Raw genomic sequence first — 13,723 nt, forward strand, 5'->3', positions numbered from 1 at the left:
TTTTTAAGAGGTATTTACCCATTCTCGTCTAACTCATAACTTTAATTTTGATCGTGTACTAGAGATTCTGATATTTATTAATCCATTGAATAATATCTGGATCCCAATGTAGATATTCATCTGGTGTATCTTTCAAGTCGACTCCAGATACTATTTGTAAAAATTCCCAAACCACTTCGTCAGATATAGACGGGTCATCAGCCATTACATATTCTGATGCCCAATCTGCGACTTCCTCCCTTGACAATTTCCCCTTTAAGATTAGCTCTAATTTCTCAATTATATCTTTTACTGTAGGTTGTTCCATACTCCTACCACGCTCCTACATATTTACCCTTATTATCAAAACGATAATGAACCTTTTTTCCTTCAGTAAATTTTGTATCAGGTCTAACTTGTCTAATACTCCCATTGTGATCCACTGTCTCTTGCCATGTCCTTTTATTTCCCGTTTTAGGATTCCATTCCCTCACAACTCTTCGTCCCGCCATTTCTCCTGGCTTCGTTGCGGGAGTTATGTTGCCATAATAGCGAATCCTGCCATCAGATAATTCTTTAATTCCACCCTTTCCATACTTCTCTGCCTGTTGATAATGAGTTTTTAATTTATTATACTGGGCAGAGCTATGAGCCTGATTACCGGGACCTCTTAACATGCTCCCCACATTATCTCCTGCTACCGGCTGAGTAAATTTCGGAATCGTACGATACTTAGTCGGGGTACCACCATTTTTTAATTTGTTATTTCGGGTGATCTTAATGGAATTCGCAGCCAATTTGGCAAGCTTCGGTGATTTTGTACCCACTTTTATGGCTGCTTTTGCTCCCAATGTCACCCCTTTTGCGCCAGGGATAAAATTACTGGCAATACTGACCGCAGCACCGGCTTTTTGATACCATTTCGATTTCGGGCTCTTTAGGGTTTTGATATCGTCTCCGATGGCAAAATTATACGCTTTTTTCGCTGCCTTTTTGGTTGCTTTCATGCCTTTTTGCAGCCATTTTGGTGCATGACCGTCCGGATCGATATTATTAACCGGGTCCCCATCTGCATACAAGTAGCGGTTTAAAGAAGTCGGTTCGTCTTCTTGCCCTTCATATTCATCCACAACGATGAATCGTCCTGTCTGCGGATCGTAGTCCCTCCAGCCCATCAGGTACATGCCGCTGTTTTTATCATACATGACACCATATTTTCCTACAAACCGGTATGGATTGTTTTTCCGCAGCTTCGAGGTTTTTCGGTTGAAGTCTATTTCTCTTATGATGTTAATAGGCTTTTTTAGTGGTACTACAATCGTGAAGATAATCAAAGTAAAAGATTCACTATAAAAAACCCTAAGAGAGAAATCCTCTCCAAAGGTTTAAAGTTACATACTCTCTATCTTGTCATCTAATTGTCTCTCAATGAATTGATCGTCTCCAGAAATTACTAAGCAGTAAGCAACGTCTGAACAAGAAATATATATAGTTTTATTCTGACCTTTTAACAACAACGTATTTTCAATCTCTATATAATATAATATTCTCCCAGTAGTATCTTTAACATAATCTTTCTCATAAAAGAACTTTATTTTTTCCTTTACTCCTTCTAAAAAAACAGTGTCAAAGAGTTCTACTCCCTCTGGCAAATTGTTCTGAACTTTACCAAATTTAATATTATCTTTATTTATAATTTGTATGACTGGAGCTCCCTCTGTAATGGACAGACGATAAAGCTCGTTAATTGGGCTCTCATATTCATCTTCTTCCACGCTGATATGGAAAACATCCTTATCATCCTTCAAAAGAAAAATATCACTACAACTAACATGATCATTATTCCTTCTGCTGAAGGGTTGTTTTAATAAATAAATTTCAATTTTAGCACCATCATTAAGTTTATTTAAAATTGTTTCCTTATTTTTTAACGTAGACCTGATTTTTTGCATTAACCACAACCATCCCCTCATTATATAAAATTCGTTGACTAGTCTCTAAAATGTATATCTTCATATTGACCGAATAATTTGTTATCAATATTTGTTTTTCCTTTTTTATACATTCTGATAGAGATACTATTATCGGTAGTAGATCTTCTAACCATCCCATTTTTTTCTGTTTGTATTACTTTCTTATTTTTTGTGTAATGCCTGAAAATGCTTTTTGCTACGGCTCTGCCACCGTCTATATCAGTATTTATTCTTGTTTTATGCGACTGCGGATTTTTACCTAAAAGCTTACTAGGCCTTAAACTTATTCCAACATTATCTCCTGCTACCGGCTGAGTAAATTTCGGAATCGTACGATACTTAGTCGGGGTACCACCATTTTTTAATTTGTTATTTCGAGTGATCTTAATGGAATTCGCAGCCAATTTGGCGAGCTTCGGTGACTTCGTTCCACTTTGATGGCTGCTTTTGCTCCCAATGTCACCCCTTTTGCTCCAGGGATAAAATTACTGGCAATACTGACCGCAGCACCGGCTTTTTGATACCATTTCGATTTCGGGTTCTTTAGGGTTTTGATATCGTCTCCGATGGCAAAATTATACGCTTTTTTCGCTGCCTTTTTGGTTGCTTTCATGCCCTTTTGCAGCCATTTTGGCGCGTGTCCGTCCGGATCGATATTATTAACCGGATCCCCATCGGCATATAAGTAGCGGTTTAGGGAAGTTGGTTCGTCTTCTTGTCCTTCATATTCATCCACGACAATGATCATCCTATTTGCAGTTCGTAATCCCTTCAGCCCATCAAATGCTGACACCCATATTTCTCGAGATGTCCCTTCTTTCCTTTATAATCGAAAATATTTAACCTTTCATATTACCGTCGCAATAACAGTTTGTGTGTCCAGCTACTTTCGGTAGTATGTTTTCTTCTTGAGCGTATTTATACAGTAAACATCAAACGTTAATATTTTTTTGATGAATATCCGCTGTAATTTTTAAAGTAATAAAAAACTTGATAGAGTAAGAATCACTCTATCAAGTTTGGCATTTCTTTATAAACTCATAAAAATAAACGATTAGGTACTTTGCATCTCAGTCGCTAAAATATTACAGGATTTACATAAATAAAAATAAATAAAAGATTCACCAAAATTAAATGAAAACCCCTCATGAACCAATCCTTGCGAGTCGTAATCCTCGGAGCAAATGGTTGCTATATATTCCATCTTCCTGTTACAGTGGCTACATGTCTTTACGATGGTTTGAGTAGAATATAGTGGACTGCCTAATATCCGACATACATACTCCGTTCCAAACACTGCAAAAGCGGCATCTGAGTCTTCATCACTAGGACAATCAATAGATTTGAGATCAACTAACTTCATTTCTGAAAATGGTAAGGGAAATTCAAGTCGATCTTGTTCTTCTGCTATCCAATGCTGCTCGTCAAGTTGTTTAATAATCGATAGAGACTTATCAATAGGGTCTATTCGAAACTCTTGTGGTTCCCAATATGATGAGCAATTTAGGCATGAAATAAGTGGCAACTTACCCAATGTCTTACTTTTAAGTTCAAGTAGCCTGTCGTCACGAAGGTCAAATTCAAAAATTTGATGCAATCTTGTATTACAATTTGGACATACAGGCGTATTCCAAGTACTCCCACCAAACGTATGTTTATGTTTATCTGATCCCTGTATAACCCTATAACCTTTCTGTGTTTCTATAATACATCTTCCTTTCTCATAGTATTAGTTTTTACTTACGATAAACTTTTTGTCCATATCTAACTGCTTCCTTTAATCCCTGGTTATATTTTCTTCCAAAATTTCTTTTTACGTCCCATACATCTTTTGCCATTCGTTGTCTATATAGAATGAACTTAAGTTTTTCTTCCTGATTTGGGAAGGATTTTTGTACATCACACGTCGAATAGAGATTTATCATGAATGGGCGGTGATGTATAATGACATCCACTATTGACGAATTGCAGGAAGTTGAGAAGAGACTGAAATCAGAAAAAGATCGTCGCATGTATGAACGTTACCAGGCAATTCGCCTGCATCTTTTGGGAAATACCAATAACAAAATTGCAACCATTCTTAACCGCACAGATAGAACCGTTGGAACCTATATCCGAGCCTATAAAAAAAACGGATTGGAAGGTCTTTCTATGAAGTTTTCAAGTGGAAAGCCGCCACGGTTAACGGTTGAGCAGCAGGAACAATTGAGACAGACCATTGTTGCCCGACTCCCTCATGAGTGCGGTTTTCCTGCCAAGTTTAACTGGACGCTAGATATCATCAGGTCGTACATTCTCCGTGAGTTCGGACATGAATACTCCATCCGGGGTGTGTCGAAATTGATGGCGCGAATGGGTATGAGTTACACAAAGCCCACCTACACCCTAGCTGCAGCTGACGAAGAAAAGCAAAAAGAATTTGTCGAAACCACCTTCCCTGAGGTAAAAAAAATACGATAATGGCGAAATTGATCACATTTTGTTCGAAGATGAAAGCATGATCCGTGATTACCAGGCGCTACAGTACACATGGTTTGAGAAAGGAAAGCAAAGAATCATTAAAACTACCGGCAAACATCGTGGCGTAAAACTATTGGCAACCGTTGATTACGTCACTGGTGAAATCGTATGGCAGGAGGAAGAGCAATACACGGCAGAAGAATTCCTTGCCTTCCTTAACAAAGTAACAGAAGCCTATCCGACCGGGAACATTGTCATGATCCTGGACAATGCGAGGATTCACCATGCAAAAATGCTTGAACCCTTCCTCAAGGAAATGGAAGGAAGACTGAAACTTGTATTTTTGCCACCCTACAGCCCTCAACTGAATATTGTGGAGGGGCTTTGGAAATGGCTGAAATCCGACGTCATCAACAATGTTTTCTACTATACGGCTGCTGAAATTCGGAAAAACGTCCATACCTTTATGGAAAATATAAATCCTATGAAAGTCATTGACCGCCTTTGTGTAAGGATGGAGTCAAATGCAATTCAGGAAAATCTTTAATTCAACTTATATAGCATTTAAGCCCAGTTCATCATCTTCTCTAATAGCGGCCTTTCCTCTCCCAGCAAAAATGTCCTTGTTTTCGCATGGTCTTGTTTACTCATTAACACGGCAGATCCATTATCTCTACTAATTCCAATTCTTTTGTTATAAGTATTTTGGGCAAGATGATGAGCGACTTGATCGGGACCTTTGACTGCGTCAACATCTTTGAATCTACCTCCCTTTTTCGGCCCCCTTAACATGCTACCAACATTATCTCCTGCTACCGGCTGAGTAAGTTTCGGAATCGTACGATATTTAGTCGGGGTACCACCATTTTTTAATTTGTTATTTCGGGTGATCTTAATGGAATTCGCAGCCAATTTGGCGAGCTTCGGTGACTTCGTTCCTACTTTGATGGCTGCCTTTGCCCCCAATGTCACCCCTTTTGCTCCAGGGATGAAATTACTGGCAATGCTGACCACAGCACCGGCTTTTTGATACCATTTCGATTTCGGGTTCTTTAGCGTTTTGATATCGTCTCCGATGGCAAAATTATACGCTTTTTTCGCTGCATTTTTCGTTGCTTTCATACTTCCTTCTTTGTTAATTGGATTAGGTTGGCAGACCCATTCAAATTATAACAAAGGAGGTTTATTTTTTTGTTCAAAGCTTTAAGCTTTTTTGAACCACTGGCCTAGCCAGTGGTATTCGTTTCACAATAAAACCTTGAAAGGCTAATGCCTTCCAAGGCCTAAAACTAATTTTCTATATTTAGTATTACAATATTACCTGAATTTCCAAAAACTGACGCGTGGTAAAGACCCTCAATAATTTTCGATGGGTTTATAGTTATTTCAAATAACTTATTATTTTCCTCTTGTTCATATACATAATGAACTAATATTAAAGTCAAATTATCTACTCTTTCATCTTCTGCTATCCCTTGAATACAATTTGCAAATTCTATAATTGGAACAGGGATATTATCCTTTTCCTTCCATTCTTCAAATTCTCCAATAAACTCATCATTTTTTAATTCTACAAGAGTAGATTTTATCCACTTTTTTAAATACTGTCTTTTTTTATATTCAATGTCTCCAATTTGAAAACTAAAATCTAGCTTGTTAAATATCTGAAGAATATTTTCGATGTCCACTTTTCCCTTCATATTAAATGTCAAGAACTGGGTACAATCGAAAATCACATAAGCCATTCATTCCACTCCCTTTATTCTGCAATCGATTATTCATTTCCTATATTTTCCGTTATTCAAATATTGATATAATTGTTTAACATCTCTTTCACCAGGTCTCGTTACTCCACCGTTTTGCGTTTTTGTTCCTTGCCCTCCAAATATTTCTCCAGTTTTAGTAACATTCCGTGTAGGCTGATGTACATGTGGTGAAATGTTAGCGTGTGAACTAGCTCCAAATCGTTTAAATTGCCCATCACTATTAGAACCTCTAGAATTATTATTAAACCTTTTTGATTTAGTATGAAGAGTGGTTTCTTTATTTAAAGATACGTTTTGTTTTACATAGCCATCGAAAATTCTTTCTCCAGGCTTTGGTCTATACCCTCTGCTGGCTAATCCTTTATCAACTTTTTTCTAAGCAAAAAACTGTAGATCTAATTTTAAATATGATGGATTAGTCTTCAATTTGTTATTTCGTGTTATCTTAAGTGAGTTCGCAACCACTTTAGCGAGCTTCGGTGACTTCGTTCCCACTTTGATGGCTGCTTTTGCTCCCAATGTCACCCCTTTTGCTCCAGGGATAAAATTACTGGCAATACTGACCGCAGCACCGGCTTTTTGATACCATTTCGATTTCGGGTTCTTTAGGGTTTTGATATCGTCTCCGATGGCAAAATTATACGCTTTTTTTCGCTGCCTTTTTGGTTGCTTTCATGCCCTTTTGCAGCCATTTTGGCGCGTGTCCGTCCGGATCGATGTTATTAACCGGATCCCCATCGGCATATAAGTAGCGGTTTAATAAAACAAAGTTTAAGAAAAAAATATCCCCAATTCAGGATTTTCTAAAAAACTTAAATCGGGGATAAACTCATATCAGATATAAAATATTATGATTCTTTTTCGCTCAAAACGTCTTCAATGAGTTCAATAACCTCGGTATCGTCCTCTCGTTTAAGTGCACTTTTTAATATCCCATAAATTTTTCGATCATCAATTTGTGACAATGCAGTGATCGCAGAATATCTAATATCCGGGTCTTGTTCAAATAAAAGAGTTGAGAGAGGTTCGATTAGTTTTTTATCCGCGAACGACGCTGCTATTTGTGAACTCCAATACCTTACTCCTTTGTGTTGACTCTGCAGTGCAGCTATTAAATGAGGAACTACTTCGTTATCTGAATACATTAAGAGCGTATCCTCTATTAGTTGATATATCCCGTAGCCACTGCCATTACCAAATGAGTTTAAAAACAAGGGTATACATGCTGGGTCTGGATGGTTTAAAAAATATTTTCTTACCTGATCATATTGCTTAATATCTTCATCAGATAATGCTTTATCATCAGGCATAGGTTGATGTGCTTTCAAAAATCTTATCGCTTCTTTAAAGTTCATAATTATTTATCAAAACCTCCATTTGCTTTATTTTGACAAATGAGTTCTTTAATTTATGTCGTGTTCACCTTTCCCCTATTATATATTTCGTAACAGTCTCTTTCACGATTGTAAAGATTTCATCTTTTGTATCGCGATGGCAATGATAATAGGTATGCCCGACTGTTATTGGTACCTGTTTCCATCTTGGGCGTACTCGTAAAGGATCTACAGTTCCGGTGTGCCATTTATTGTTTTTTGTATCGAGACAAGCTGTTCTTGAATTTTGATTTAGTACTTTTTTCTACCCTTGAGAGCTACATAAAAGAAAACCTTGAGAGGCTTTTTGCCAATCAAGGTTGGACTATTAAAGAACATGAATATTTTCAATAACTATATTTTTTTCATCCTCCTTAATATGAATAGTGCAGCTTAATGTTAAATCAGATTTTTCACCGTTTACCCATAGTTCATACTCAACGACGTATTCCGGTTCATTGTCAATTGCTATGATATTAATATTTTCATAATCCTCTTCCGGAGGAATAGTTAGCTTACCGCCATAGTCATCTATCAAGTCTTTTAGTTCTCCGGCTGTATACAGGCCACTCCTGCCACTTTGCTGAATAAATTCATATTCGCCTTTTACTAAACTATTCACCAATGGTTTAAGCAGGGCAATAATCGTACTTTTTTGCAATTTGTAACTACCTCCTTCTGTTACTAGGTCGTCGAGTTACCGTACTTGGAGTAACATTTATACTTGAAAAGTACACATCCGCCCTTTTAATTTCTGCTGATGCCTGTTCCTCTGAAACTCCAGCTCTTCCCATAGCTTTGTATCCCATTCTTCTTTCAGCCGCGTAGGTTCCACCACCCGACTGTTTTTGAACTTGCCCAGCAATATAATGTTCAGTCCCTTTTTTATTCGGACCTTGGAGTGGTGTGAATCTTGTAAATTTCTACGTTATTTCAGATTGTGAATTTCAAATTAATTCAGCATCCAGTATCTTATAAACTTAGAAGCACGGCTTTACATGGAGAGGTGGGCATGGTAGGCTGTTTGCCTTACGAAACATGGATTACTGTTTCGTCTTTCGCTGGAGAGCATGCCTACAGAGGCTCCGTGTCAAGCCATTTTCGTTGTAAATATTCATAAATAGCTGAGAATATACAAAAAAGATTGTGAAAAAAACCGTTCTAATTTGATAAAAAATAGGTGTTTTGTGCCGAAATAATGTGCCCGTTTACATGAATCTTTAACCTTCTTAGCTGTTAGTTGCTTATGTGTAACACTTGTTTTAACCTTGCTTCTTAACATCTTCCAACATTATCTCCTGCTGTCTTTTTCGCAAATTTTAGACATGTATAACCGGGAAATCTAAGTATCATACAGAAAGAAACCTTGAAAGGTATTTATCCTACCAAGGTCAATAAATTCACCCACTTGCCCATTTTCTAAATATATTCAGTATTTCTTCTAGGTTTTTTACGCCGCCATAGCCTTTAAAAACGTTATCCTCTGCAGTACAATGAATCCAATCATCATTAGAACGTTCAATTTTTACATTTCTAAAAGGAGAATCTTCTAGATAAGTTTCAAATAAACTGATCTCTACGCACCAACCTGGATTATCAAGAGTCCCTATTCTTATACCATGACAGTGTTCCCAATCTCCATTACAATTATTGTGGAACCAATGTTCTAACCAATTTAAAATATCCAATTCTGTTCACCTTCTCTTAGGGGTCTCTTTTCCCGATTTTCTCGGCGGTCTTACTCCACCTTTAGTTTTTGGATCATGTACGTGCGGTTCAGAAATCCTTTTACCTGCCCCTTTGTTCAAATACCCCCTGCCTCGACCAACATCATCTTTTTTTTAACTCTACCACTAGGTATAATTATATACCCATCTTCTTTTAAGAATACCCGACATATTCTTAGCAGCATTTTTCAGTTTCCCGAATCGTTCCGATTTGACGGAATTGATACCATATTTCCCGACAAACCGGTAAGGATTGTGTTCCGCAGCTTCGGGTTTTTCGTTAAAGTCTATGTCTCTTATAATGTTAATGGGCTTTTTTAGTGGTATTTACACTGAATAGGTCATGCGTTTTAAAATGAATGTAAGTACAATAAAATTTGATAAAACATCACATAGGACTCTCATCGGATACCAATATACTTTAAAGGAAGAGCGGTTTATTCAGCACTCCCCCTAAAAAAACCTTGAAAGGCATTATTAGCCAATCAAGGTTTTAAAGTAGATAAATAAAATTTACTTTTCTTGAGAATAGTTTAAGTAAAGAGTCTCGACAAAATCTTGTTGGAGTTGTTGACTCATAAAATTGATTTCAATCCACGATAATACTGTTTCATCGAGTGAACGCCAGGATTTTAAATAAGGTAATAACTTGTTTCGATAACTTATATCATTAATTCCAATGACACAAACCCCATAATCCCTTTCTCCCCAAATTGCCCACTTCATTGATGGAGCTAACCAAATAACAGTATTTGAATTATATAATACTGCGTCTGCTGGACTTTCTTCTGGTCCAAATTCTAGTATTTCAAAGTAATCATCAGCAGACAAGCCAACAGGTAATTTAACCCAATTGTAATAATTAAACTCTTTGTGGAAATATTCTTCTGGATTAGGTTCTAACACTGCAGTAAGGACAAAATTATCTTTTGTTTCAATAGCTAATTTTTCTAGTGTATTCCAGAAGTCCCCACTCATTGTCCAGTCAAATTCTTCAAACTTAAAATATCTAAATTGTTGACAGAATACTTGTTCAGGTAATTTACATTCTAAATTAAAATTAGCATTTACCATCACTTTTAATTCATCAAATTCTTTCTTTTCTCTTACAAAAAAATTTTCAAAGTTCATAATCCCACTATCCCTTACTTAAGCCTAATTTTTAAAGTAAGTCCTTTGCTTCCTTTCGGATAAAAATCAGCAGTTGGACCACCTGTTGATTTAGCATCGTCACGAAGAACATATTTAGCCCCATCTTTTGTTAGTATGGTTGTTTTTCCATCTTTTGAAATTGTTTTTTTCCAACCATCTTTAAGAAGATTTTTTTCGAAATCTCCTTTTGTTACATCTGTTGCTCTATTTGCATAACGGCTATTAGATTTAGTTACATCTTCGTATTTAGAAGCTTTACCTGTACCCTATGTTGTAATCTTAAAAGCTAAAAATAAAAAATCAGCCATTTTACCACACTATTAAACTACTTCTTTCTCTTGCACTATCGGCAATTTATAGGCTGTTTTATGCTTCATCATGCCATAAACAATGTTAACAAGCCTTCTCATAATGCAAACCAATGCTTGCCCCTTTGTTTTGCCTTCTTTAAGTTTTCGTTGGTAGTAAGCATAGAACACTGGGTTTCTTGGAAGTTTACTCCCTTTTGCTACTTGCACTTGTTGCACTGCCAAGTTGTAAAATAAAGCGTGCAGCGCCCGATTTCCCTATTTGCTTTTTTGTTCCTTACCCTTCCCACCAGGCCCAAAGTAAACAGGCGCAATCCCCGCAAATCGTGCTAATTTGTTGGCATTAGGAAAACGTGTAACATCACCTATCTCCGAAATTAATGCGGAAGCTGTCACAAGGTCAATTCCTGGCATAGAGTCTAGCTGAAAGTCTAGTAAGCTCATTAACTCTTTTAATTCTCTTTCCACATTGCCTATTTCCTGCTTTCCGAATAAAACTTGGCGCACAATGCTTTCTACTAAAAAGTTTCGTGTTTCTTGATGTTCTTTTGTTGTATTCCCATCCTCTCTCACTAGCTTCAATATTTCATTCGCTTTTTTCACCGAACAAGTATTGTTGCTCACTTCTAATAAGAAGGTGGTCAATTGTTTTATACTCACACCTTCTAAGCAAGATGGTGAAGGGTACCTTTCCCAAAATGCTAGTGCTGTTTTTCCATCCACCTCTGAAAAAAACTTTTTATAGCTTGGATAATGGTGGCTCAATTGAATGTGCAGTTGGTTCTTCAAAGCACCTTGGGCCTTTACTAATGCATTTCTTCTAGTGACCAATTGTTGTATCGACCAAAATAAATCATGCGGTTTCGCGTCAGGCAAATGGTTCAGTTTGTTCAACAAAATGCGTGCAACACATTCCGCATCCCAGCTGTCACTTTTTTGTGTGGTCATATGGCTTTTTCGTTCAGCGTATGAAAGAGCTGGGTTTACTTCTTTTACAATTTGCCCGTGATCTGCTAAATACTTCGCTAACGCTCGTCCATAGCCTCCAACATCTTCTAAGCCAAATACAGGCGTCAATCCATTATCTATAAGTTTATCAATGTCCAATAAAAAAGTTGAGAAGGCAGACGGTTTATTTTCAAAATCTATTTCCTCTAGCTTCTCTTGCCAACAATTAATTATCACTGCCACATGGTGTTGTTTATGCAAATCCACTCCAACATACAAATGTTTCTGTTTTTCATGCATTTTCTCATCCCCTATTCAATTAAATGAAAATGCCGGCAACCTTAGTTCGAGCGTTCACCTTACAGTGCGCATTGGTACGAAAGCCTATCCATTTTCACCGTTTCAAAAGAACTTATAAGAAAATGAGCCCTTTTTTTAAGTAAACTTTTAAATTATTGCTTCATGTTTGCCATTTGCTTGTATATGTCCGTATGTATAAATCCCTTGATAAAAGCTTTCTCGGTCTAAAATGCGTTTCACTTGTACTTTTGTAAATGCTTTACCTTGCGTTGTTCTGTAACCTTCATCATTTAATGCTTCTGCCAACCTAGACAGTGACCATTTCCTATGTAGCTGTTTAAGCTCAAACAACCGTTTAACAACTTCTGCATGCCCGTTATGTATCTTTAGTTCCTTTTCACCCTTTTGTTTCGTATAACCAAATGTTGCCCTTCCTCCTGCATATCCTCCTTCCTTCGCCTTTTTATTTCTCCCTTTTGATAGCTTTAAAGCAATTTCAAGCCGTTGGTATTGGTCTAATAATTCCATCAAGCCGTTTACCAAAAAGTCGTTTGGGTCTTTTTTGTGGATACTGTACGAAGGCTGTTCAATGCTTTTAATCTCACAACCATATTTCTTTAACTCTCGTTGTATGAGCACCTTGACAATATCCGACCGCCATAATCGGCTTGTATTAAGCACTATCACATAATCAATTTGGACAGACGAAAGGTGAGCCAACATTTCCTGTAAGCCCACCCTGTCTATTTCCAATGCTTCTTCATTTAGTTTGGCACCACTTATTCCTTCATCTCTAAAAATGTGTATCAAGTTCCAGCCTTGTTCTTCACAGTATGCTTGGATTTCATCTTCTTGATATTTCAAGCTGTATCCATCTTTGGCCTGCCCTTGAGTCGAAACTCGTATATACCCAACAACGTTCAACTTTTTACCCTCCCGTTACGAAAATTACAATTTATGTAACGCTTTTTAAACGAATAGCGAATATTATACGATCATCTCTTGTAAAAATACAACCTAAAATTTAAAAGCCAACGCAGAGTAAGAACACCTTTTTACGTTAGCCATTGTTTATCGCCACGAGCTTTGTCATTCTCGTTAGTTTTTTAGCCATTCCATGTCATAACTACCCCTGCCATGAAAAATGTCATCTCGCCTAATTATCGTACTTGTCACTCTATCCTAGTATTAAAACCAAACTCCATGATGGTACTACCATCATGAGCTCTCGATTTTCAAACAAATCATTTTCATTTTATCTCATTAAAATTCCACATGTATCTGTTTATTCACTTTCCTTATGTGCATGTTTGTTACCACCTTTAGCATTACGGGCTTTGTCATTATCATGTGAAAATATAAATTGAGTAGTAAAAGTAGTCTTTTTCTATCTTAGTCACTGTTACCAATCTCATAAGTCTGCTTACTATTTAAAACTGTAATAGAAATAAAAACCTTGAAAGGCAATATGCCAATCAAGGTTTTCCTTTATTTTTTCCATCCATAACCTACATCTAGTATTTGAGTATTACTATAAGTTAAACCATTATTTTCAAGAAAAGTGGTTAGGTCCTGGAAATTATCTTTTCGAATATCCTCACTCACCCAAGTGGCCTCACATTCATCGCAAATGTAAACTATTAATTTTAAATCTACTATTTTAGCTTTATAGATTAAACCATTCCCATCACATCGTGGGCATACAACATTTCCGTTAAACATCTGCATGCTTCTTCC

Annotated in this window: 14 protein-coding genes and 1 pseudogene; 1 reads left to right on the plus strand and 14 read right to left on the minus strand. The window is 36.9% G+C overall.

The annotated features are described in order from the left end of the window. Positions 1–58: 58 nt before the first annotated feature. Genes CU633_RS09920 through CU633_RS09940 form a run of 5 tightly spaced genes read right to left on the minus strand, consistent with a single transcriptional unit; the run spans position 59 to position 2,688 of the window. A complete protein-coding gene (locus CU633_RS09920) occupies positions 59–307 on the minus strand; it encodes a DNA-binding protein (protein WP_101659949.1) in 249 nt (82 codons plus the stop codon). 4 nt (positions 308–311) lie between these two features. Next, positions 312–1,313 carry an RHS repeat-associated core domain-containing protein gene (locus tag CU633_RS09925; RefSeq protein ID WP_180954920.1) on the minus strand — a complete coding sequence of 334 codons (1,002 nt, stop codon included), beginning with the start codon at positions 1,311–1,313 and terminating at the stop codon, positions 312–314. 57 nt (positions 1,314–1,370) lie between these two features. Next, positions 1,371–1,931, minus strand: a complete 561-nt coding sequence (locus CU633_RS09930) for a hypothetical protein (protein WP_101659953.1) — start codon at positions 1,929–1,931, stop codon at positions 1,371–1,373. Between the two features lie 38 nt (positions 1,932–1,969). Further along, positions 1,970–2,356 (minus strand): hypothetical protein, encoded by a 387-nt coding sequence (locus CU633_RS09935; RefSeq protein ID WP_101659955.1) that lies wholly within the window; start codon positions 2,354–2,356, stop codon positions 1,970–1,972. Further along, the gene (locus CU633_RS09940) at positions 2,314–2,688 is read right to left on the minus strand and encodes a hypothetical protein (RefSeq protein WP_101659957.1); all 375 of its coding nucleotides are present in this window, start codon (positions 2,686–2,688) and stop codon (positions 2,314–2,316) included. Before CU633_RS09940 ends, CU633_RS09935 begins: the two co-directional genes overlap by 43 nt. A 1,205-nt stretch (positions 2,689–3,893) precedes the next feature. Here CU633_RS09940 and CU633_RS09955 point away from each other — a divergent pair. After that, positions 3,894–4,959 (plus strand): IS630 family transposase gene (locus tag CU633_RS09955; protein ID WP_101659963.1). Its coding sequence is split into 2 segments (ribosomal slippage): positions 3,894–4,406 and positions 4,408–4,959, totalling 1,065 coding nucleotides; the frame shifts between segments, so codons are not numbered across the junction. Between the two features lie 17 nt (positions 4,960–4,976). Here the strand turns inward: CU633_RS09955 and CU633_RS09960 are convergent. From CU633_RS09960 to CU633_RS10005, 9 genes and pseudogenes are all read right to left on the minus strand, one after another. Further along, positions 4,977–5,534 carry a hypothetical protein gene (locus CU633_RS09960; RefSeq protein WP_101659965.1) on the minus strand — a complete coding sequence of 186 codons (558 nt, stop codon included), beginning with the start codon at positions 5,532–5,534 and terminating at the stop codon, positions 4,977–4,979. A 167-nt stretch (positions 5,535–5,701) separates the two neighbouring features. Continuing rightward, positions 5,702–6,157: a hypothetical protein gene (locus tag CU633_RS09965; protein WP_101659967.1), complete on the minus strand. Its 456-nt coding sequence runs from the start codon at positions 6,155–6,157 to the stop codon at positions 5,702–5,704. Positions 6,158–7,026: 869 nt separating this feature from the next. Continuing rightward, the gene (locus tag CU633_RS09970; protein WP_101659968.1) at positions 7,027–7,533 is read right to left on the minus strand and encodes a HEAT repeat domain-containing protein; all 507 of its coding nucleotides are present in this window, start codon (positions 7,531–7,533) and stop codon (positions 7,027–7,029) included. Positions 7,534–7,879: 346 nt separating this feature from the next. After that, on the minus strand, positions 7,880–8,212 hold the full coding sequence (locus tag CU633_RS09975) for a DUF7668 domain-containing protein (RefSeq protein ID WP_101659970.1): 333 nt from the start codon (positions 8,210–8,212) through the stop codon (positions 7,880–7,882). A gap of 739 nt (positions 8,213–8,951) precedes the next feature. Then, a complete protein-coding gene (locus tag CU633_RS09980; RefSeq protein ID WP_101659973.1) occupies positions 8,952–9,239 on the minus strand; it encodes an immunity 53 family protein in 288 nt (95 codons plus the stop codon). A gap of 552 nt (positions 9,240–9,791) precedes the next feature. Further along, positions 9,792–10,409, minus strand: coding sequence for a hypothetical protein (locus CU633_RS09985; protein ID WP_101659975.1), 618 nt, complete (start codon positions 10,407–10,409; stop codon positions 9,792–9,794). A 341-nt stretch (positions 10,410–10,750) separates the two neighbouring features. Further along, positions 10,751–11,986: pseudogene (locus tag CU633_RS09995) on the minus strand (IS110 family transposase). Between the two features lie 147 nt (positions 11,987–12,133). Beyond that, entirely contained in the window at positions 12,134–12,910 is a 777-nt protein-coding gene (locus CU633_RS10000) for a recombinase family protein (RefSeq protein WP_101659979.1), read from the minus strand. A gap of 564 nt (positions 12,911–13,474) precedes the next feature. Continuing rightward, positions 13,475–13,714 (minus strand): 3'-5' exonuclease, encoded by a 240-nt coding sequence (locus tag CU633_RS10005; RefSeq protein ID WP_101659980.1) that lies wholly within the window; start codon positions 13,712–13,714, stop codon positions 13,475–13,477. Between the last annotated feature and the right edge of the window lie 9 nt (positions 13,715–13,723).

Origin of the sequence: Bacillus sp. V3-13, assembly GCF_002860165.1 — a bacterium.
In the GTDB taxonomy this organism is placed as follows: Bacteria; Bacillota; Bacilli; order Bacillales; family Cytobacillaceae; genus Bacillus_BJ.